The sequence below is a fragment of the Kribbella sp. NPDC056861 genome, from assembly GCF_040687575.1.
Lineage (GTDB): Bacteria > Actinomycetota > Actinomycetes > Propionibacteriales > Kribbellaceae > Kribbella.
Genome location: NZ_JBFBNQ010000004.1, coordinates 192,807 through 214,841, shown reverse-complemented (window position 1 = coordinate 214,841; position 22,035 = coordinate 192,807). Strand labels below are relative to the sequence as shown.

The following is a 22,035-nucleotide window of genomic DNA, read 5'->3' as shown; positions in this document are numbered from 1 at the left end:
ACCCTCCGGCCCCGGCTGGTGTGCCGGGGCCGGACGGTTGGTTGCTACTGGCCCGTGAAGGTGAAGCTCGAGCCGGGTTCCTTGACGATGTCGCCGTCGCGGGAGTTGGTGACCGTGACGTTGCTCAGGATCGCGTTGCCGCGGGCGCCGCCCATGGCGAGGATGCCGGAGCCGTTGTTCGACTTGTCGATCCGGACGTTGGTGATCCGGACGTCGGGCATCACGCCGCCGCCGGTCTTGAACTGGATGCCGTCGTAGGTGGAGTCGACGATCTCGGTGTCGCGGATGGTGACGCCGGGGATCGGCAGGTTGGACGGGAACAGAGTGATCGCGCCGAACTCCTGGTCCTCGTTCCAGAACGCTCCACCGCAGCGGTAGAGCCCGTTGTTCGCGATCAGCGTCGTGCCGGAGAACGGCAGCGGGTCGTGGTCGGTCGCCAGCATGATGCCGGGGTAGTTCATCGTGTCGTAGATCAGGTTGTTCTCGATCTTGTTGCCGTAGCCGCCGTAGATGGCGATGCCGTTGGCGCGCCAGGGCAGCTGGATGGTGTTGTTGGTGAAGGCGTTGTCGTGGCCGATGTCGACCGACTGGTCCTTCACGTACTTGTTCGACCAGACCGCCAGGGCGTCGTCCCCGGTGGTGCGGAAGGACGAGTTGAAGACCTTGGAATTGCGCGACCCGTTGCTCAGGTTGATGCCGTCCGCGTAGGTGTTGCGGATCCGCATCCCGCTGAACTCCAGGCCGTCGGCCGGTCCCCACAGTTCCTGGATGTTGTCGTAGTCGCGACCCCCCCAGACCCCGACGTTGGCGTGCTCGATCCAGACGTTGGTGATCTTGGTGCCGGTGCCGAACCGGCCGTTCAGGCCGACGCCGCCCTCGGCGTTGCCGTCACCGCCGCGGATCCGGCCGGAGCCGAAGATCGCGATGTCGGAGATCACCGTGTTCTTGTCGATGTCGAAGCCGAAGTTGCCCTCGTGCGGGTGGTTGATGCCGCCCGCGTTCTGCGGCTCGATCGTGGAGTAGAGCTGCGAGTGCCACATGCCCGCGCCACGGATGGTGACGTTGCTGATCCCGACCTGGTTGAACTGACCCCGGTTCAGCGGGTCGTCGGTGAGGATCTTCTTCTCCTGCCGCCACTGGCCGGCCGGGATCCAGACACAGCTGATGGTGCCGTTCTGGTCCGCGGTGACCGCGCGCTGGATGGCGTCGGCGTCGTCGATGCCGTCACCGGAGACCGCCCCGTACTGCGTGATGCTGGTGCAGCCCGCGGGCTGGCTCAGCGCCGGCGCCACCTGCTCGAGGTCGATCGAGTCGATGACGTAGAACGACGCCGAGTCACCCGCGTCGCGCTGCAACTTGAACTTCGTGCCGGCCGGGTAGGACTGGGCCAGCAGCGCGTTCGACTCGTCGAACAGCCGGCGCGCGTCGCCACCGGGGGTGTTCGTCAGCGCCTCGGGACCGTCGCTGTTGCCGTAGAGCCAGCTGAACCGCGACGACAAGGTGAGCTTCCGGGAGAAGGTGCCGTTGATGTAGAGGCTGATCGTCGCCTCCTGGCCCTGGCCGTTGGCCGAGTCCGGGATCGAGTTGCGGACGACGATCGAGTTGGACTGGTTGGTCGAGGTGAACTCGACGAACTGGCCCTGGTTGTTCAGCCGCACCGACGAGCGGCCGGAGGACTCGGTCGCGAAGTTGGTGTGACCGAAGGTCCGCAGCGCGTCGGCGGTCAGCAACGTGCCCTGGTAGTTGGCGGCCTCTGCCTCGTAGGAGACGTACGGGACCGCCGCGCCACGGCCGACCACGATCGAGCGGGCCAGCGTGTTGTTGGTTTCGTTCGTCTCGGTGACGGCGTTGGCCGAGTCGGCCGTCGCAGTCAAGGTGGCTCCACCGTTGGTGGCGGTCCAGCTACCGCTGATGGCGACAGTGGCCGTCGCGCCGGCCGCGATGGCGCCGGTCGCGCCAGTCAGGGTGGTGCTGCCGACCGTCAGCCGCGTCGTACTGGCTGCTGCTGAGGCGGTACCGCGGTTGTTGACCGCGACGGTGAAGGTGACCGGAGCTCCGACCGCTGGGTTCGGCGGGTTGGAGGTGATGCCCGTGACCTGCAGGTCGGGTCCGGGAGCCTGCGCAATCACCAGTTGCGTAGGTGCGGTGAAGGTGTTGTTGGCGTCGTTCTGCTCGACGATCGTGTTGGTCGGGTCGACCGTGGTGGTCACGCTGTAGGTGCCTTCGGCCCGCGTTCCGGCGTTCACCGAGACGGTGGCCGAGGCGCCGGCCGCGAGAGCTCCGACGTTCGCGGTACCGACCACGATGCCGCCGAGGTTGAAGTTCGCCGTGGTCGCGCCGGACGCGGCCGAACCGATGTTCTGGACGGTCGCGGAGAGCGTGATCGGGCTGGTCTCACTCGGCGCGGACGGGGTCCAGGTTGTCGCCGTGACGACCAGGTCCGGGTTCGGCGCCGGGGTGCCGAGCACCTGGAACTCGGCGACCTGGCCGCCGGGTGCACCGGTGTTGCTGAAGAACTGCAGCCGTACGTCGGTCGCGCGGCCGGCGATCGGGATCTCGACCGTGTTGCCCGAGGCCGGGTTGAAGTTGTAGTCGGCGCGCGCCTTCAGGGTGGTGAAGTTGGCGCTGCTCTGGTCGCGGCCAAGCACCTCGATGCTCTGCGTCCGCGCGCCCCAGGCCTGGTCGGGGTTGAGCTTGACGACCACCGTGCTGAGTTCGGCGTTGGAGCCGAGCTTGACGGTCAGCGTGGCCGGGAGGCCGTTGGACTCCCAGTACGTCGCGGTGTTGTTGTCGTTGGCGTTGGTGGCGACGAAGGTGTGGATCGTCGACGAGGCCTCGATCGGCTTGCCGTTGGCGAGGTTGGAGCCGCCGCCCTGGCCGTTGCGGCGGACCCGGTTGCTGTCACCGGACTCGTTGCCGGCCGCGTCGCGGGCACGGACGGAGTACTCGACGGTGGCGGTGGCGGGCTGCGACTCGGTGAAGGTCAGCACGTTGCCGGCGACCGTCGTGACGGCCGTGTTGTTGCGGTAGACCGTGTAGCCGGTGACTCCGACGTTGTCCGTCGAGGCCGTCCACGCGAGCCGGATCTGACCCGCGGCGGGCTCGGTCAGCGCGAGGCTGCCGGGCACGGTCGGGGCCTGGGTGTCGCCGCCGGTGTCCGGGCCGTAGAGCTCGAATTCGGACAGCTGGCCGGCCGCCCAACCGGTGTTCCCGGTGATGTTCAGCCGGACGTAGCGAGCGGTCGCCGCCGCGAAGGTGATGGTGACCGTGTTGTTGTTCGCGGGCGCGAAGTTGTAGCCGGCGCTCGCCACCACATCGGCGTACGAGGTGCCGTTGGTGCTGGTCTGGACGGCGAGCGTCTGGGTGCGCGCGCCCCAGGCGGCGGGGAGCTTGAGCACCACCCGGTCGACCGTCTTGGAGCTGCCGAGGTCCGCGCGGATCCACTGCGGGAAGGCGTTGTTGGTGGTCTCCCAGTAGGTGTTCTGGTTGCCGTCACCGGCGTTGCCGACCGGGTACTCCCCCAGCGAACTGTTCGCGGACAGAGTCTTGGTCAGCACCGCCGTGACGGCGGCGGAGGCGGCGGTCGGCACCAGGCCGGTGACGATCAGGGCGGCGGTCAGCAGGCCGCCGAGCAGGCCTGCGACCAGGCGCGGGCGGGAACGCTGCCGCGAACCCGGCTGCTGTATTTGTTTCATGAGTGTCCTAAGGGCGGGGGGACGGTGGACCTAACCGCCGCCTCAAACCTGCAGAGCACTCTTTGTAACTTGCGCGACTTCTGCAAGCTTTTTGCGAGACGGTAGCCAAAGGTTGCAGGGCCGTTCCCGGTTCGTCAACGGTTCGAGACCAACGAACCGGTTAACCGATGCCAGCTCGCTTGGTCCGACCACAGCGAGGTGGATGCCAGGTAGGGACGGAGCAGGGCGGTCAGCCTGGGATCCGCCCGGCGGCGCAGCTCCGCGGTCGCCAGCTGGCGGGCGACCCCGGCCAGGAGATCCGCCAGCTGGATCCGGGGATCCGTGCGCGAGTCGAGCATGGTCAAGCCCAGCAGGGGTTCCGGGGCCGGCGACACCGAGCGGAGCAGGTCTTGCACCCGCGCGACCCGATGCGGAGTCAGCGCACTCTGCTCGTCGTGCAGCATCGTGATCGTCGACCCGTCGGCCGTCCACAGGCGGGCGGTCTCGAACAGCGCGGGGATCAACGGTTCGAGCGGCGGTGGGACAGGTGAGCGGTCGTCCTGGAGTTCGGTGAGCACGCGGAACAGTTGCGGCCGGGCGTCGCGGAGCTCGCCGAGGATCGGATCGAGGCGGTCCGAGCGCAGGCCGTCGAGACTCTTCAGGAAGTGACCGACGTAAGGGCCGTCGATACCGCGGTAGCGCTTGTGCCTCATCATGCCGACGAAAGCGGCGAGGAAGTCGCGCCACTTCGCAGTACCGAAGACGACTGGGCCGGTCCGGTGCAGGGTGTTGGCGACCGGGCGCAGGTCAAGCGCGAGGCTGGTGCCGGCGGCGTACGACGGATCGCCGATCAGCAGGTCGACCAGCCGGGTCACGGTGAAGTAGGTCTTGTCGGTCAGGTGCACGGTCGCCCGGCCGGCCAGCGTGCCGAGCAGCCACTCGACCGCCAGGCGGTTGCGGAGCAGCTGACCGGACTTGTACTCCGTGGCCGAGTACCGGCGGAAGCGTTGGTGGATCAGGGCGACGTACTCGGCCGCTGTCGCGTGGTCGAGGCAGAGGCCGACGTGGGTGATGAGTTCGAAGTCGGGATCGAGCATGTTGGTGCCGGTGAACCCGGACTCGTCACACGCGATCTCGAGGGGACGCGACTGCATGGGGCTCCCTGAGTAAGGCAGAACTGCGCGCTTGAGGGACCCGGCGCGAAGCCAGGTCGTGGATCACGCGAAGGAACGTGGATCAGTAAGCGGCAGCAGCCTTCTCAGCAGACATACGGCCATCATCGACGGACGCAGGGACGATCCGCCAGCTATTTGATCAGGGCTTGCGCGCCAGGCCGGCCAGGATGAGCCGGCTTGCCCCACCGAGCTCAGCCGCCGGGGACGGCCACCACTCGCCGAGGCTGACCAGACCCGGCTCGAGCAACTCGAGACCTTCGAACAGCGAGGCGATCTCGGCCGGCGTCCGGAAGGTGACGCCCCGGAAGCCGACCCGGAGCTTCTCCTCCACCTCGGTCGCGAACTCCGCCTGCCGGCTGCCGTCGCGTGGGTTGCACGGGTGCGTGATCGCCAGGTAGGACCCCGAGGGCAGCGCCTCCAGATAGCCGTCGACGATCTGCCGGGCGACCTTGGTCTCCCGGATGTGGTGCAGCACCAGGCACTGGAGCACCGCGACCGGACAGCTCAGGTCCAGCGCGCCGGTGACGATCGGATCGGCCAGCACCGCGGCCGGATCGGTCAGGTCGCCGGCGGCGAAGAAGCTGCGCCGGTCGTCGGCGAGCAGCGCCTGCCCATGGCGGATCACGGTCGGATCCTTGTCGAGATAGACGACGGTCGCCTTCGGGCTCACCCGGGCCGCGATCTCGTGCGTGTTGTCCGCGGTCGGCAGCCCGGAGCCGAGGTCGAGGAACTGGAGCACGGCCGCCTCGCGGAGCAGCCGCTCGACCACCTCGGCCAGCCAGCGCCGGTTCGCCTGCAGCGCCTCGGGCAGCTCGGGCGCCACCGTGAGGACCTGGTGGACCAGTTGCCGGTCCGCCTCGAAGTTGTCCTTGCCACCCAGCAGGAGGTCGTACACCCGAGCATCGCTCGGGTGCTGCATGTCGACGTCCGGCGCGATCTCGCGCCCGCCGTCAGCCCCCTCGTCCATCTCCACCGCCCGTAATCCGAAAATCGCAATTACCGGAGGTTAGCGCAGCGAAACGCTCCGTAGACCGCGAGCGCGCTCTCATCCGCGATCTGCCCCGAAGCTGCCCCACTCCTGCCCCACGGAACCTTGCTGGAACCAGGTTCCGGCCCACGGGACATCCGGTCCCGACACTCCGGCAAGCGCTTGCCGGAGTCGCCTGACGCACCCCAGACTGAGCCACCGGCCGGCCATCCGACGGCCGCACCGAGTGACACCCGGATCACCGCCCCGACCGGAGGACACCATGGACAGAAGGACTTTTCTCACCAGTACTGCGCTGGGCGCCGGCCTCGCCGCCACCCTGCCCGGCCTGGCCGACGCGGCACCCGCCACCCGGCCGCCGATCTTCACCCGAGCGCGCGCAGTACGGGCTGCGACGCTGGACCAGTTGCGACAGGAGATCGCCGCCGCCCAGCCCGGCAGCACGGTGGTACTGGCCAACGGCACGTACGCCGTACCGTCCGGCCGGCCGATCGCGATCTCGGGCAAGAACGGCAACTCGAGCGCCTCGATCGTCATCCAGGCCGAGTCGGTCGGCGGCGTCACGCTGACCGGGAGCCAGGGCTTCACCTTCGCGAACTCGTCCTGGGTGACGGTCAGCGGGTTCCGGTTCCGGCAGAGCACGATGATCGACCTGACCACCAGCTGCAACCACCTCCGGCTGAGCCGCAACGACTTCCAGCTCGCCGATCTCAGCGGCGTGAACTGGCTGATGGTGCGGGCGGAGTACTCGAAGGTGGACCGCAACCACTTCCACGGCAAGTCGACGCTGGGCGTCTTCATGTGCGTCGAGGGACCGGGCTCGTCCGGGATGTCGCGCGGGGTGCACATCCTGCGCAACTACTTCTCCGACCACAGCTTCACCGGCAGCAACGGCGGCGAGCCGATCCGGCTCGGCCTCAGCGGCCGGTCGTTGAGCGATGCCGGCGCGATCGTCGAGCAGAACCTGTTCGAGCGCGCCAACGGCGACCCGGAGGCGATCTCGGTCAAGTCCTGCAGCAACACGATCCGGGACAACACGGTCCGCGACAGCCTCGGCGGGATCGTCCTGCGGCACGGCAGCCGCTCGCGGGTCGAGGGCAACTTCGTCCTGTCGGGCAGCAACGGGATCCGGATCTACGGCAACGACCACCTGGTGGTGAACAACTATGTGGAGAAGGTCTCCGGCACCGGGATCACGCTCGGCAGCGGCTCGGTGCGCGACGACAAGCCGTCGGACTCGCCGGAGAGCCGGAAGGGCAACGACGCTCCGGACCGGGTGACGATCGCGCTCAACACCGTGCTCTCCTGCGGTACAGCGATTGCCGGCGAGACAATGCGCACGCTGCCGCCGCTAGGCTGCACGATCTCCGACAACCTCCTGGTGGGCGACTCGGGACGTCAGCTGGTCAACATGCCGTACCAGCAGGGCATCGCATGGTCGGGCAACCTGCTGTGGGGCGCGGCCGCCAACGGCAACCTCCCCGCGTCGGGCTTCACCCGGCGGGACCCGCTGCTGGCGATCGGCGCTGACGGCGTACGGCGGCTGACGTCCGGCAGCCCGGCCATCAACGCTGCCAGCAAGACGTACTCCACGGTCACCCGCGACGTGGACGGCAACCCGCGCTCCGGCAAGGCAGATGTGGGCGCCGACGAATACAGCACGACCGCTCCCACCAACCGCCCCCTCACCCCCACCGACGTAGGCCCGAAGTCCGCCTGAGAAGTAGGCCCGCCGAACAGCTCCCGACCCCGTTTAGGGTCGGGAGCTGTTCGACGTGGTGAGCGGGAACCTTTTCGGCCGGCCCGACACAGAGGGGGTGTGCAGACGATGGCAGTGAGTACCGATCGGGCGCTGTGGGCCCGGGCCGGCGAGGGCGACGCGGAGGCCTTCGCGCAGCTCTACGACCGGCATGCCCGGGCGATCTACAACTTCCTCTACCGCCGGACCGCGTCCTGGAGCGACGCCGAGGACCTCACCTCGGCCGTGTTCCTGCACGCCTGGCGGCGCCGGGAGGAGGTCGAGCTCGACCGGGATTCCGCGCTGCCGTGGCTGCTCCGCACCGCGGACTACACCGTCCGCAACGAGTGGCGCTCCAAAGCCCGTTACCGGCGGGCCCTCGCCGCCGCGCACGTGCTGGTCACCCACGAACGTGACCACGCGGACGAGGTGGCCGGCCGGCTGGACGACGACCAGCAGATCAGCCAGGCCCGGAAGGCGCTGCGCAAACTTCCCAGGCACGAGCAGGAGATCGTCGAGCTCTGCGTCTGGGCCGGCCTCGACCAGCAAGCGGCAGCGGTGGCCCTCGGCATCCCGATCGGCACCGTCAAGTCCCGCCTTTCCCGGGCCCGCAAACACCTACGCGAACTCACTCCCCTCTCGGCCGTGGAGAACCAGTCATGAACACACCACCCGAACACGACCTCCGCCCGTCCACCCGCGAGCGGCAGCGCGACGAGCTGATCGCCATCGTCGGGCACGAGTCCCACCAGGGCGCGCCGCGCCGCCGGATCGTTTCGCTGGTCGCCGCCGCCGCGGTGCTCGCGCTGACCACCGGCCTCGCCGTCGGCATCCCGGTACTGCGGGACGAGCGTCGCGGCCTCCCGGTGAACGGCCCGGTCAAGAAGCAGACGGACGTCGAGCCGCTCGACGCCGCCGACAAGGCACGCTTCGGCAAGGCCTGCGCAGACAAGATGCAGTTCCCGATTCCGGCGCGGGCGGGCCGGTCCGAGCCGTTCGAAGTACTCGACGGCTTCAGCTTCCCGCATGCGAAGAGCAACACCTACACGCCCGTCTGGGTCGTGGTGCACACGAAGATGATGGGCTGGATCAGCTGCGGCATCGACTCCACCGGCAAGGTGCGGCAGGCCTATCCGTCCGGCGAGAACCAGGTGATGTACCGGCCGGTGGAGAACCGGATGATCGGCGGCGGCGCCTACGCCAAGTCGATCACCCGGATCACCATCACTGTCGGCACCCGCCCGGCGATGGAGGTGGTGCTCCGGCACGGGTACTTCTACGCCCCGGTCCCGTACGTCCGGGTCCGTGGCCCGCACTCGGCCTCGACCGCCATCCCGGTCGTGGTCCGTGGCTACGACGCCACCGGCAAGCTCGTCTACACCAGCCCACGGACCGACGGCGAGTTCCACGCCCGCCGCAACGCCTGCTACATCGATCCGAACGGCAAGCTGGTCGCGTGGATGAGCGACAACCCGTCCCCCGACCCGAAGACCTGTAAGAAGAGCAGCGTCTGGAACTACCTGCGGCCGCGATGAGTTTTTCCGGGCTCGCTCGTCCCAACGACGAACGAACGAGCCAACAGGAGGAACCATGGCGAAGGTGCTCTACTCGGTGACGATGTCGCTCGACGGCTACATCGCGGGCCCCGGCGGCGACATGAGCTGGATGACGCGGTACTTCGGTCCCAACCCGGAGGTCTCAGCGCTGATCGACCAGATCGGGTCGCTGCTGGTCGGCCGCCGCACCTACGACGGCGACGACCCGAACAAGGGCGCCGAGGGTGAGGGCAAGGCGTTCGGCGGCGGGTGGGAAGGTCCGCAGTACATCGTCACTCATCGGGTCCCGGACAGCTCGCCCGCCGACGAGTACTTCGTCGACGACTTCGCGAGCGCGCTGGCCCAGGCGAAGGGCGCCGCCGGTGACAAGTACGTGAACGTGCTCGGCGCCGACATCGCCCGGCAGTGCCTGGAGGCGGGCGAGCTCGACGAGGTGCTGACGCTGATCGCCCCGGTGCTGCTGGGCGACGGCACCCGACTCTTCGACCACCCGGGCGGCCACACCGTCGGCCTCGAACGGATCAGCGCGACTTCGGCGCCGATGGCAACGAACCTGTGGTTCCGGGTGGTCTGACCGGCCCGGTCGACTCGCGGACGACCAACCGCGGTACCAGCGAGATCTGCCGGCGAGGCGCGTCCGGCTCGGCCAGGCGCGCCCGCAGCAGCTCGACCGCGACGCGTCCAACCTCAAGTTTCGCAGGGGAAACAGCGGTCAGCGGTACTTCGGACAGGTCGGCGACCTCGTCGTCGTAGCTGATCACCGACAACTCCCCCGGTACGTCGATGCCGCGGGCAAGCGCCGCGTTGAGCAGCAGCGTCGCCTCCCGATCGGCGAAGCAGAGCACAGCCGTGGCCTGGTGCTGCAGCAACTTGTCGAGGAACTCGTCGGCACCGGCGCTGGTCCAGCGATCACGGGTCTCACTCAACACCGGCACGTCGCCGAGCCCCGCTCTTACCTGCGGCGCGGTGTGCGGGCTGCTGCGTTCCAGGTAGGCGATCCGGGTATGACCGAGCCCGCGCAGGTGCTTGAGCGCCGCGCGGGCACCCGCCGCGTGATTGGTGCCGACGAACTCGTGCAGGGTCGCGGGATCCTCCAGTCCACGCTCGATCAGCACGATCGGCAACTCCAGGTCCTCCAGCTCCGCGAGCCCTGACGGCCCGTCCGGCGCGAGGATCAACCCCGCCGCGCCGGCGCCGATCAGCCCGTCGACCGCCAGCCGTTCCTCGGCCGAGTCCCACTCCGTACTCCGCAACAGCATCTGCGCGCCCTGCTTGGCCAGCTCCCGCTCGATCCCGACGATGATGCGCGGGTAGTAGTACGTCATCGACGGTACGGCGACGCCGATCAGCGGACCGGTCTCGTTGCTCGCGATGTACATCCCCGAGCCCTGCCGCCGGTAGACCAGACCGTCCTGCACCAGCAGGTCGACCGCCCGGCGCACGGTGTTGAGACTGACCCCCTGCTCATTGGCCAGTTGCTGCTCGGTCGGCAGCTTGCCTCCCGGCCAGCGCAGCTCGGCGATCCCCCGCCGCAGCTCCCCGGCGAGATGGCGGGCTTTCTGCCCCCGCCCGGCCTCCGACGCGCTCATCCAGCGACTCTACTCGGAAATTCATAAGTATGAATCTCTTGAATTAAGGAATGACTTGCCACAAACTCGTCCGAACAGCAGTCCTCAGATCCGCTCTCTGAAGGAACCCCGCCATGCTGAAACGCCGTACCTTCCTGGCCGCGAGCACCGCCACCGTCGCGGCGATGCACTTCCCGAGCCCCACCACCGCGTTCGCCGCACCGGCCGACTTCGCCGCGCTGCGCGCCAAGTGGGCCGCCGATCTCACCGGCGGCACCGCCCTCGACCCCGCCGATCCCGACTACGCCGCCGCGCTGACGCGGCTCGACACCGGGGTCACCGAGTCACTCGCCAAACTCGACCGCTCGACCACGCGCAAGGTCGTCTTCACCGACTACCCGCTGACCGCCGACCCGTCGGTCGCCAACACCTACGTCCGGCTGGAGCAGCTGGCAACTGCCTGGGCCACCCCCGGTTCGGCGTACCACTCGGACCCGGCGTTGCTGGCCGACCTGCAGGCCGCTCTGGAGTCGATGTACCAGCTGATCTACAAACCCGGCACCGTCGAGTTCGGCAACTGGTGGTCGTGGGAGATCGGCGCCACCCGCCCGCTCGCCAACACCCTCATCCTCCTGTACGCCGAACTGGCGCCTGCCGCCCGTGAGCGGTACTGCGCGGCCATCGACCACTTCGTCCCCGACCCCTACCGGATGTTCCCGCCCGCACGCAGCATCGTGTCCACCGGCGCGAACCGGGTCGACCTCTGCCAGGCGATCATCGTGCGCGCCCTCGTCACCGACGACGAAGCCAAACTGACCCACGCCCGCGACGGCCTGAGCGATACCTGGCAGTACGTGACGACCGGCGACGGCTTCTACCGCGACGGCTCGTTCGTCCAGCACACCTGGGTCGCCTACACCGGTACCTACGGGCACGTCCTGCTGAGCGGGATCGGCAAACTCCTTGCCCTGTTGGCGAATTCACCCTGGCAGGTCACCGACCCGAAGCGGCAGATCCTGTTCGACTCGGTCGCGAAGGCCTACCTGCCCGTCGTCCACGACGCGCGGATGATGGACTTCGTGCGCGGCCGTGCTGTGTCTCGCTACAACGCCTCCGACCACACCGACGGCTACACCGCGGCCGAGGCGATCCTGCGGTTGGCGCAGGGTGTCGACACCGCGCTCGCGGTCCAGTGGCGATCCGCCGTGGCCGGCTGGCTGCAGCGCGACACCTTCGGCAACATGTTGTCAGGGGCAACAATCCCGCGGGTGACCCTGGTGAAGTCACTGCATGGCGTGACGCCTGCCCCCGAGCGTGACGGCCACACGCTGTTCGCGAGCATGGACCGCGCAGTACACCGTCGCTCTGGCTGGGCGTACTCGATCTCGATGGCCAGCCGCCGGATCGCGTACTACGAGTCCGGCAACGGCGAGAACGAGCAGGGCTACCACAGCGGCTCCGGCATGACCTACCTGTACGACAAGGACAACGGCCAGTACGCCGACGCCTTCTGGCCGACTGTCGACCGCACCCGACTCCCCGGCATCACAGTGGACAAGCTCCCGTTGCCCCCGAAGGCAGGAGGCGAGTGGGGCGCCGCCCGGCCGCCGACAGCGACCTGGGTCGGCGGCAGCACTCTCGACGGCTACGCGGCAGTCGGCCAAGACCTGGAGGGTCCGGTCTCGCCACTTCGCGCCCGCAAGTCCTGGTTCTGCCTCGACGAGTACGTCGTCGCGCTGGGCGCAGGCATCACGGGCAGCAGCGGCTACCCGGTGGAGACGGTGATCGAGAATCGCAACCTGCACAGCGACGGCACCAACGCGTTTACCGTGGACGGCGTCAGACGCGTTCCCACGCTGGGCGACTCAGCGACGGTCGGCAATGCTCGCTGGGCTCACCTGGACGGCGTCGGCGGCTATGTGTTCCCCAGCGGCTGCGATCTGCAGCTCCGCCGGGAGGCACGCAGCGGGTCCTGGCGTGACATCAACACCGGCGGCCCGGCTGACGCGATCACTCGCCGCTACCTGACCATGTGGCTGGATCACGGCGTCGACCCCAGCGGAGCGGCGTACAGCTATCTGCTGGCGCCGGGCGCGACGGCAGCCCGCACCAAGCAGCTCGCCAAAGCGCCTGGTCTGCTCGTACTCCGGAACACCGCCTCCGCTCAAGCAGTACTGAGTGTGCCCCTCGGTCTGACGCTGGCCAACTTCTGGCAGGCCGACCGAGTCGCGGAGCTGCAGGCGCAGACGCCGTGCTCGGTGATCCGCCGGATCCGCGGGCGGGAGCTGGACCTGGCTGTCTCCGACCCGACCCAGCTCGCGACCACCGTCGAGCTGACCGTGTTCCTACCGGGCCTGCGCGTGGCCAGTGCCGACCCGACTGTCACCAGCGTGCGCACCCGGCGCAGTACCAAGGTCACTGTCGACGTCAGCGGTTCAGCCGGTGCCACCCACCACCTAACCCTGCGTTTCTGACCCACCAGAGCCACACATCACCGGGCGGATCTCCACCGCGAGCCCGTCGATCCTGCTGTCAGGCAGCAGCTCGGCGAGCTCGACCGCCCGCTCTCGACCTTCCACATCGACCAGGTAGTACCCGCCCATGAACGCAGCGGCCTCCCGGAACAGCCCAGCGGAAACCACCCCCTGACTGATCACCATGCCGGCCGCCGGACCGGCCAGCGCCTCCGTACTGATCAATTCCCCCGCCTCCGCAGCGATCCGCTGGAACTCCAGGTGGCCCGCGGCGACCGTCGCCCGCTGCTCGGTGGTCAACCCCTCCAGCACTGCCGCGCTCACCTGCAGGATCAGCAAGTACCTCATCGCCCACCTCCGTCGCCGGCCACTCGCTGCGGCCCTCACTGCAAGGACGCAGCCGAAAACCATTTCTTGACATCGCGATACTGGCTTGATGATCACGACCGCACGTCTGGAGATCCGTCGCTTCCGGCCCGAGGACGCGGAGGCCTTCTCGGCGTACCGGTCGGTCCCCGAGGTCGCGCAGTACCAGTCCTGGGAGGCACCCTTCAGCCTCGACCAGGCGCGGACCACGGTGGCCGAGTTCGCGAGCGGGGATCCCTTGCAGGCGGGCTGGTTCCAGTACGCGATCGACCTGGACGGCCGGCTGATCGGGGACATCGGGCTGAACACCTTCGACAACCTGATGCAGGCCGACCTCGGCTACACCCTGGCGCCGGCGTACCAGGGCAAGGGGTTTGCGACCGAGGCGGTCAGCGGACTGCTCGAACACCTCTTCACCGAGCGCGACCTGCACCGCGTCTCGGCCGAGTGCGACGCCCGGAACACCGCGTCGGCCCGCTTGCTGGAGCGGCTCGGCTTCCAGCAGGAGGGGTTCCGGCCGCAGAACACCTGGTTCAAGAACGAGTGGACCGACGACCTGCTCTTCGGTCTGCTGCAGAGCGCCTGGCGATCAGCTCGTACCGCGCGCTGACCAGGCCCGGGCAGTGAGCGCGATCGATCCGTCCGGGCCGATCGGCAACCGCGCCTCGACCAGCGCGCGGATCGCCTGCTGGGCGTCGGGATCGAGGCTGCGCAGATACGCAGGCGCAACACCTTGCCCGCCGAGGAACGGCGTCCAGTAGTCGTCGAAGGAGTCGAACACGGTCGGTACGACGATCGCGCCCGTCTCGACGGCGCTGAATCCGGCCTCCGCGAAGAGCCCTTCGAGACCGGCCGGATTGCAGAACGGGAAGGTCTGGCCTTCGTCGCGATCCCGGTCCTGCGGCCGGACGTGCCCCGCCGCCTCCCAGAAGTACTTCATCAACTGCATGCCCTCGGCGTAGTCCCAGACGTAGACCGCCACCGTCGAGCCGGCCGCGCGCATCTTGCGCAGAGCGTCCACCCGGTCGGGGATGAAGTTCAGCGCCAGCCCGGCGACCACGACGTCGAACGTCTCGTCGGTCAGCTCCGCGGCCGACCGCACCTCGAACCGCGCCCGAGCATCCCGTACCGCGCCCCGCGCGTACCCGACGAACCCCTCCGACGGATCCACGCCGACCACTTCGGCCGGCGCCGCCGCCGCGAGAATCGTGCTGGTCAGGGCCCCCGTGCCGCAGCCGACGTCCAGCCACCGCAGCCCGGCCGGCTGATCGAGCCAACCGACGAACTGCGCCGCGACCAGCCGGCTCCACCGGCCGACGTACGACTCGTAGATCTCCCCCTGCGCCCACTCGCTCATCCCCGCACGATAAGCGCCGGACCGCGCCACAGCCAGCACCAGGCAGCCACCCCGCCGCGAGGGTCAGGGTGGCGATCCCGGTGCGAGCGTCAGTGGTAGAAGTACGGGTCCAGAACCCGGACCTCGGTGATCTTGGTGACCGGCAGCCCGTTGGTCTCGGCGGCCTGCCGGATCGCCTCCGGCGACGGGCCGTCGTAGATGCAGTAGGTCGACTTGTGGTCCGGGGACACGTAGGAGTGCACCCAGGTGACGTCGTGCCGCGCGTTGCCGTCGACAACGTTCAGGCAGGTCTTGGCGCCGCGGTCGTCGGTCGGGACGGTGAGGCCTTCGGGAAAGGTGCGCTCCACCAGGTAGCGGTTCATCAGTAGTGCCTTTCGTGAGTCCGGAGGCGCCGTTCGCCTCCCACGAAGAACTCTGCCGCTCAGCGCCCGCCCGGCCATCGGGAGCTGCTCCCTATGTTCGCCCGGCAAACTCCCTATCTTGCTGCGCGGCGAACCCACTCTGCCGCTGCCTGCCGGGACGAGACCCCGAGCTTGCCGAGGATCGACGACACGTGGTGATCGACCGTCTTCGGCGAGATGTGCAGCCGGGCCCCGATGTCCACGTTGCGCAGATCCTCGGCCAGCAACGCCAGTACTTCGGTCTCGCGGTCGGTCAGGTGCGCCGGGTTCTCCCGCGTCGTACCGCGTGGTCGCCGTGGCAACCGCTGGACACCGTTCTGGCGCAGGCGTCGCGCCACGATCTCCGCCGCCGGCCAAGCGCCCAACTGCTGAAGCTCGAACAGCCCGTTCACCTGCCGCTCGGCATCGTCACTGTCCGCCGCCGCCAGCGCCGCTTCGTACGGACAGCCCAGCTCGCGCCACCCGTCCCCAGTCAGATATGGCCGAGCGACGTACTCCGGCAGCTCCGTCTCGACACCACCTACCTGCAGCCAGTAGGCCAACTCCCCCACCGCCCACGGATGCTTCAGCGCCAAGGCCTGCTCATAGGTCTCAGCAACCAACTCTTCGATCAGCTCCGGAGTCCCCAGCAACCAGGCACTCTCCGCCCGCGCCGCAGCAGCCGGCCACAACCGCTGCAAATCCCCTGTCTGTACTGCGAGCTCCCACCCACGCTGCAACGGCGTCTCCGGGTCCGGATCACCCCGCCGGGACCGCAGCCGCCCGAGCACGGTGTTGGCAACTATGTGCGACGGCACGTGCTGCGAGTGCACAGTCAGCACCTCACCGGCCTTGGCGGCCGCCACTGACCACTGCCCCTGCTCGAACGCACTCCGCGCCTGCCACGCCCTCGCATACGCTGCCGACGCATCCAGGTCCCGAGCCGCACACCAGTCGACGGCCGCTGCGAGCCACTCGTCGGCCACGGCGTACCGACGCACCTCACCGGCTCCCGAACCCAGGTTTGTCATCGCCAGCGCCGCACCCGCTTGGTCCTCGGCTCTCCCGGCGGCGTCGAGGCTCGCCAGCAGCAGTTCGGTCGCCCGCTCGGGGTCGGTCAGCCAGTGCGCGCTGCCGACCGCGTTGAGCGCGCGTCCGAGCGTCTGCATGTCACCGAAGCGTTCGGCGTACTCCGCTGCCCGGGTGCCCAGGGTGATCGCTCCCGGCATGTCCCGGCCGAGCATGAGCAGCCTGGCCACAGCTGCGTACGCAGTCGCGAGGCCGGGGCCCGGAGGGCCGGCTTCGACCAGCGCTACCGCCTCTCGTGCCATCGCATGGGCCTCGGTATTGCGGCCTGCCTTCCACAGCACGTGTGAGCAGCGAGCCATCACCGCTCCCTGCCTGTCGACGTCGCCCAGCCCGCTCCAGAGCTCGGCAGCGCGGCCCCACGCCTCCGTTGCCGCCAACAGGTCTCCACTGTTGTCACTCGCCTCGGCCTTGCCCTCCCACAGCTCTGCCTGCACCTCCTCCGGTGCTCCACTCACATGCCGTAGTGCCCGGGCGTAGTGCTCCGCAGCCTGCCGATAGGCACCGACCTCCGCAGCCAGCTTCCCCGCTTGTGGCGCCCACTTCAGAGCCGCAGCACGATCCCCCGCCGCCTCTGCGTGGTACGACAGCCGCGCCGGGTCCACGTCATCGACACTCGCCAGGTAGTCCAACACCTGCCCATGCAGGACAGCCAACCGCACAACCGGTACGTCGGACTCGATCGCCCGTCTGGCCAGCTCATGCCGGAACCGCACGGTCTGCCCGTCCAGCAACAACATTCCCAACTCGACGCACTCCTCCAGCCCACTGCCGGCTACCAGCGCGACCTCTGCCCGGTCCGGCACCAGCGAGACGACATCCAGCGCCGCCCGAGCCGCAGCACTCAACCGAGCCGCCCTAGCCAGTACTGCGTCCCGCACGGTGGCCGGTAGCTCCTCCCCGGGCGCACTAAGCGCCTCGGTGACAAAGAACGGGTTGCCGCCCGTCACTGCGAACAGCTGATGAGCATCCAGCTCAAGTGGCTCAGCCAGCGCTGCCACCGCTGCTGGAGATAGCGCAGGCACCTGCAACCGGCGTACGGGGCGAGCGGTGGCCAGGTCACCCAGGACGCGGCGCAGCGGATGGTCGCGGCCGACCTCCTCCGAGCGGTAGGTGACCACGACAAGCGCGGGCAACTCATCGATGCGGCGGCCGATGAACAGCAGCAGATCGAGGGTGGCCTCGTCTGCCCAGTGCGCGTCTTCCACCACCGTCACGGACGGGCCTGACGCCAACAGGTCGAGGAACGCGGTGAACAGCGTGTGCCGGTCTGCTCCTGTTGCCAGCAGGTCGGCCAGTGCAGCGCCCGCCGGCTCGCGGCTTGTGCGCGCGATGTCGTGCAGCGGGCCGAGTGCGCGCGGCGTACCGAGGGCGTCGCAGAAGCCGTACCGAACCACTGGCTGGTCGGCGCAGTAGGCCCTGACCAGCGAGGTCTTGCCGATCCCGGCCTCACCCGCGACGAACACCATCGCCCCGGGCTCGATCTCCCGCAGCGTCGCCAACAGGGCCTCGCGCTCGAGCACTCAGACCTGCTTGGTGTACCGATGACAGGGCACCGGGATGGGCCCGTCATCCGTGCTCGCGGGGTAGTCGAACGCACCGCCGTCCGCCCAGCCGCTGCGCTCGTAGAACCGCCGGGCACGAGCGTTGCCGGTCGCCACCGCGAGCCAGGCCTCGTCGTACCCGTTGGCCTTGACCTGCCGCTCGGCCTCCGCGATCAGCGTGCCGGCGATGCCCGACCCGCGATGCTCACCCGAGACGTAGACCTGCTCGACCTCGTCACCGACGACCATCACAAACCCGGCCACCTCGACCCCGGCGACAGCGACTGTGGTGTCCCCGATCCGCCCCGGCACCCGATCCCAGAACGACGCCTTGGTCCGGATCGCCACCAGCTCGTCCGGCACGTTCCCCAGATGCCCGTCGCCCCACCCGGAGTACCAGATGGCGGCGACGGCATCCGCATCAGCCGCCCTCGCGGCCCGCAGCGTGACACTCATCCCGTCACTGTAGAACGAGGAACGCCGACCGGCTCCAGCTTTAGATCCAGACGATCAGTCCGGGTCATAGGCCAGGTTCGGCCGCAGCCAGCGCTCGATCTCCGCCAGCGGCATTCCGCGCCGCTCCGCGTAGTCGGTGATCTGATCCTTGTTGACCCGCCCGACGCTGAAGTACTTCGCCTCCGGGCTCGCGAAGATCAGCCCGCTGACCGCCGCGGCCGGCGTCATCGCGAACGACTCCGTCAGCGCCAGCCCCAGCTTGTCCGCCTCGAGCAGCTCGAACAGCAGCTGCTTCTCGCTGTGATCCGGGCTCGCCGGATACCCCAGCGCCGGCCGGATCCCGCGGAACCGCTCCGCGTGCAGATCAGCCAGCAGCGGCTCGGCATCCGGCTCGAACCAGCCCTTGCGCGCCTCCAGGTGGATCCACTCGGCGAACGCCTCGGCCAGCCGGTCGGCGAGCGCCTTCACCATGATCGCCTTGTAGTCGTCCTGCTCCGCCTCGTACCTCGCGGCCAGCTCCTCGGCGCCGTGGATCGCCACCGCGAAGCCACCGAGGTGGTCGCCCTTCGGGGCGATGTAGTCCGCCAGGCAGCGGTTCTCCCGGCCGGCCGGCTTCTCGGTCTGCTGCCGCAGCATCGGGAACGACGCGCCGAGGTCGTCGAGGATGATGTCGTCCCTCTCGCCGTGCGCGCGCCAGTACGCGTAAGCGCCGTCGGCGGTGAAGGACTTCTCGGCGATGATCTGGTCGAGCATCGTGTTCGCGTCGTCGAACAACTCACGTGCGACCGGCTGCTCCAGGATCGCCGGATACTTGCCCTTCAGCTCCCAGGCCAGGAACAGGAACTGCCAGTCCACCATCGCCCGCAGCGTCTCCAGATCGGGTGACACCCGGCGCAGTCCGATGAACTCGGGCACCGGGATCTCGCCGTAGTCGACGACCTCCCGGTTGGCCCGGGCCGCCTCGATCGACAGCATCGGCTTGCGCTGCTTGTTCGCGTGCTGCTCGCGCAGCACCTCCTGGGCCGCACGGTTGCTGACGGCAAGCACTTCGGCGCGGTCGTCGTCGAGCAGGTCGGAGACCACCCCGACCACCCGGGACGCGTCCAGCACGTGCACCGTGGTGTTCTCGTACGCCGGTGCGATCCGGACCGCCGTGTGTTGCTTGGAGGTGGTCGCACCGCCCACCAGCAAAGGAAGTTTGAGCCCGCGCCGATCCATCTCGGCCGCGACCGCGACCATCTCGTCCAGCGACGGCGTGATCAGCCCGGACAGCCCGACCACATCGGCGCCCTCGGCAATGGCCGTGTCGAGGATCTTCGCCGCCGGCACCATCACGCCGAGGTCGATCACCTCGTAGTTGTTGCAGCCCAGCACCACGCCGACGATGTTCTTGCCGATGTCGTGCACGTCGCCCTTGACGGTGGCGAGCACCACCTTGCCCTGGCCGCGGACGTCCTCCAGCCGGCCCTCCTGGCGGGCCAGTTCCTTCTCGGCCTCCATGAACGGCTCCAGGTAGGCGACCGAGCGCTTCATCACCCGGGCGCTCTTCACCACCTGCGGCAGGAACATCTTGCCCGCGCCGAACAGGTCGCCGACGATCTTCATCCCGTCCATCAGCGGGCCCTCGATCACCTCGAGCGGCCGCTTGCGGGTCAGCCGGGCCTCCTCGGTGTCGTCCTCGATGAAGTCCACGATGCCGTGCACGAGCGCGTGCGAGAGCCGCTCCTCCACGGTGCCCTCGCGCCAGCTCAGATCGACCTCGCGCTGGGTGCCCTTGCCCTTCACGTTCTCGGCGAAGGCGACCAGCCGGTCGGTGGCGTCGTCGCGCCGGTCGAAGATGACGTCCTCGACCAGCTCCAGCAGGTCCGGCGGGATGTCCTGGTAGACCGCGAGCTGGCCGGCGTTGACGATTCCCATGTCCAGGCCGACCTGGCCGGCGTGGTAGAGGAACGAGGAGTGCATCGCTTCGCGGACGATGTCGTTGCCGCGGAACGAGAACGACAGGTTCGAGATGCCGCCGCTGATGTGGACGCCCGGACAGCGCTGTTTGATCAGCGGCAGCGCGTCGATGAAGTTCTTGGCGTAGCCGTTGTGCTCGGACATGCCGGTGGCGACCGCCAGCACGTTCGGGTCGAAGATGATGTCCTCGGGCGGGAAGCCGATCTGCTGCGTGAGCAGGTCGTAGGCCCGGCCGCAGATCGACACCTTGCGCTCGACGGTGTCGGCCTGGCCCTGCTCGTCGAAGGCCATCACCACCGCGCCGGCGCCGTAGTCGCGGATCCGCTGGGCGCGTTCGAGGAACTCCTCCTCGCCCTCCTTCAGGCTGATCGAGTTGACCACGCCCTTGCCCTGCACGCATTTCAGCCCGGCCTCCAGCACCGACCACTTCGAGCTGTCGATCATGATCGGGATCCGGGCCACCTCGGGCTCGGTGGCGACCAGGTTGAGGAAGGTGGTCATCGCCTGCTCGGAGTCGAGCAGGTCGGCGTCCATGTTCACGTCCAGCAGGTTCGCGCCGCCGCGGACCTGCTCCAGCGCCACGTCGACCGCGGCCTGGTGGTTGTCGGACTCGATCAGCCGGCGGAACCGGGCCGACCCGGTCACGTTGGTGCGCTCGCCGATCATCACGAACCCGGTGTCCGGCCCGATCGAGAACGGCTCCAGCCCGCTGAACCGGGTCTGCTCGTACGGCGCAACGACCTCGCGCGGTTTCGTCCCCCGCACCGCCTTGGCGATCTGCGCGATGTGGGCCGGCGTCGTCCCGCAGCAGCCGCCGACGATGTTGACCAGGCCGGCCTCGGCGAACTCACCGAGCATCCCGGCGGTCTGGTCCGGCGTCTCGTCGTACCCGCCGAAGGCGTTCGGCAGCCCCGCGTTCGGGTGCGAGGCGACGTAGGTGTCGGCGAACCTGGACAGGTCGGCCACGTGCGGACGCGCCTCGGCGGCGCCGAGCGCGCAGTTCACCCCGACCACCAGCGGTTTCGCGTGCTCGACCGAGCTCCAGAACGCCTCGACGGTCTGCCCGGACAGCGTCCGGCCGGACAGGTCGACGATCGTCACCGAGATCCACAGCGGCAGCTCGGGCGCCACCTCGCGGGCGGCGGCGATCGCGGCCTTGCAGTTCAGGGTGTCGAAGATCGTCTCGATCAGCAGCAGGTCGACGCCGCCCTCGGCCAGCGCGGAGATCTGCTCGGCGTAGGTGTCGCGGACCTGCTCGAACGTCACCGCCCGGTACGCCGGGTCCTCCACCCGCGGCGACAGCGACAGGGTGACGTTCAGCGGGCCGATCGAGCCGGCCACGAACCGGCCGCCGAACTCGTCCGCGGCCTGCCGGGCCAGCCGGGCGCCCTCGAGGTTCATCTCCCGCACCAGCGACTGCAGGCCGTAGTCGGCCTGGCCGATGCTGGTCGCGGTGAAGGTGTTGGTGGTGGTGATGTCGGCGCCGGCCTCGAGGTACTGCCGGTGGACGTCGAGGATCACGTCCGGGCGCATCAGGTTGAGCAGGTCCGGGTCGCCGGTCACGTCATGGGTGTGATCCGCGAAGCGATCGCCCCGGTAGTCCTCGGGCGACAGGTTCGCGCCCTGCAGCATCGTTCCCCAGGCGCCGTCCAGCACCGCCACCCGCTGGTCCAGCAGGGTACGCAGCTCGGTCAGACGATCCGTCACCTTCGGC

Annotated in this window: 16 protein-coding genes; 6 read left to right on the top strand and 10 right to left on the bottom strand. The window is 68.9% G+C overall.

Features of this window, described 5'->3' with window-relative positions:
- Positions 1-44: 44 nt before the first annotated feature.
- From AB0P21_RS20445 to AB0P21_RS20435, 3 genes are all read right to left on the bottom strand, one after another.
- Positions 45-3,695: a CARDB domain-containing protein gene (locus AB0P21_RS20445; RefSeq protein WP_363698690.1), complete on the bottom strand. Its 3,651-nt coding sequence runs from the start codon at positions 3,693-3,695 to the stop codon at positions 45-47.
- Between the two features lie 134 nt (positions 3,696-3,829).
- Positions 3,830-4,828 (bottom strand): hypothetical protein, encoded by a 999-nt coding sequence (locus tag AB0P21_RS20440; protein ID WP_363698689.1) that lies wholly within the window; start codon positions 4,826-4,828, stop codon positions 3,830-3,832.
- 160 nt (positions 4,829-4,988) lie between these two features.
- A complete protein-coding gene (locus AB0P21_RS20435; protein WP_363698688.1) occupies positions 4,989-5,816 on the bottom strand; it encodes an SAM-dependent methyltransferase in 828 nt (275 codons plus the stop codon).
- Between the two features lie 283 nt (positions 5,817-6,099).
- On the opposite strand from AB0P21_RS20435, the gene AB0P21_RS20430 reads away from it, so the two are divergent.
- The 4 genes from AB0P21_RS20430 (at position 6,100) to AB0P21_RS20415 (ending at position 9,705) form a co-directional block, all read left to right on the top strand.
- Positions 6,100-7,557: a chondroitinase-B domain-containing protein gene (locus AB0P21_RS20430; RefSeq protein ID WP_363698687.1), complete on the top strand. Its 1,458-nt coding sequence runs from the start codon at positions 6,100-6,102 to the stop codon at positions 7,555-7,557.
- A gap of 108 nt (positions 7,558-7,665) precedes the next feature.
- Entirely contained in the window at positions 7,666-8,238 is a 573-nt protein-coding gene (locus tag AB0P21_RS20425; RefSeq protein WP_363698686.1) for a sigma-70 family RNA polymerase sigma factor, read from the top strand.
- Positions 8,235-9,110 (top strand): hypothetical protein, encoded by an 876-nt coding sequence (locus tag AB0P21_RS20420; protein WP_363698685.1) that lies wholly within the window; start codon positions 8,235-8,237, stop codon positions 9,108-9,110. Before AB0P21_RS20425 ends, AB0P21_RS20420 begins: the two co-directional genes overlap by 4 nt.
- Before the next feature lie 55 nt (positions 9,111-9,165).
- Complete coding sequence (locus AB0P21_RS20415) at positions 9,166-9,705, top strand: dihydrofolate reductase family protein (protein WP_363698684.1); 540 nt, start codon at positions 9,166-9,168, stop codon at positions 9,703-9,705.
- On the opposite strand, the gene AB0P21_RS20410 is transcribed toward AB0P21_RS20415, so the two are convergent.
- The gene (locus AB0P21_RS20410) at positions 9,653-10,720 is read right to left on the bottom strand and encodes a substrate-binding domain-containing protein (protein ID WP_363698683.1); all 1,068 of its coding nucleotides are present in this window, start codon (positions 10,718-10,720) and stop codon (positions 9,653-9,655) included. The genes AB0P21_RS20415 and AB0P21_RS20410 overlap by 53 nt on opposite strands.
- Positions 10,721-10,833: 113 nt before the next feature.
- Between AB0P21_RS20410 and AB0P21_RS20405 the strand changes: the two genes are divergently transcribed.
- The gene (locus AB0P21_RS20405) at positions 10,834-13,173 is read left to right on the top strand and encodes a polysaccharide lyase 8 family protein (RefSeq protein ID WP_363698682.1); all 2,340 of its coding nucleotides are present in this window, start codon (positions 10,834-10,836) and stop codon (positions 13,171-13,173) included.
- On the opposite strand, the gene AB0P21_RS20400 is transcribed toward AB0P21_RS20405, so the two are convergent.
- Positions 13,156-13,521: a YciI family protein gene (locus AB0P21_RS20400; protein WP_363698681.1), complete on the bottom strand. Its 366-nt coding sequence runs from the start codon at positions 13,519-13,521 to the stop codon at positions 13,156-13,158. The two genes, AB0P21_RS20405 and AB0P21_RS20400, sit on opposite strands and share 18 nt — an antisense overlap.
- Positions 13,522-13,609: 88 nt before the next feature.
- Here AB0P21_RS20400 and AB0P21_RS20395 point away from each other — a divergent pair, with 88 nt between their 5' ends.
- The gene (locus tag AB0P21_RS20395) at positions 13,610-14,149 is read left to right on the top strand and encodes a GNAT family N-acetyltransferase (RefSeq protein ID WP_363698680.1); all 540 of its coding nucleotides are present in this window, start codon (positions 13,610-13,612) and stop codon (positions 14,147-14,149) included.
- On the opposite strand, the gene AB0P21_RS20390 is transcribed toward AB0P21_RS20395, so the two are convergent.
- The 5 genes from AB0P21_RS20390 to metH all read right to left on the bottom strand — a co-directional run bounded on the left by AB0P21_RS20390 (position 14,129) and on the right by metH (position 22,028).
- The gene (locus AB0P21_RS20390) at positions 14,129-14,896 is read right to left on the bottom strand and encodes a class I SAM-dependent methyltransferase (protein ID WP_363698679.1); all 768 of its coding nucleotides are present in this window, start codon (positions 14,894-14,896) and stop codon (positions 14,129-14,131) included. The two genes, AB0P21_RS20395 and AB0P21_RS20390, sit on opposite strands and share 21 nt — an antisense overlap.
- 89 nt (positions 14,897-14,985) lie before the next feature.
- Positions 14,986-15,258: a DUF4242 domain-containing protein gene (locus tag AB0P21_RS20385; RefSeq protein WP_363698678.1), complete on the bottom strand. Its 273-nt coding sequence runs from the start codon at positions 15,256-15,258 to the stop codon at positions 14,986-14,988.
- A gap of 113 nt (positions 15,259-15,371) precedes the next feature.
- Positions 15,372-17,885, bottom strand: coding sequence for a LuxR C-terminal-related transcriptional regulator (locus AB0P21_RS20380; RefSeq protein WP_363698677.1), 2,514 nt, complete (start codon positions 17,883-17,885; stop codon positions 15,372-15,374).
- On the bottom strand, positions 17,886-18,362 hold the full coding sequence (locus AB0P21_RS20375) for a GNAT family N-acetyltransferase (protein WP_363698676.1): 477 nt from the start codon (positions 18,360-18,362) through the stop codon (positions 17,886-17,888).
- A 54-nt stretch (positions 18,363-18,416) separates the two neighbouring features.
- Positions 18,417-22,028 (bottom strand): methionine synthase, encoded by a 3,612-nt coding sequence (gene metH / locus AB0P21_RS20370; protein ID WP_363698675.1) that lies wholly within the window; start codon positions 22,026-22,028, stop codon positions 18,417-18,419.
- Positions 22,029-22,035: the final 7 nt, after the last annotated feature.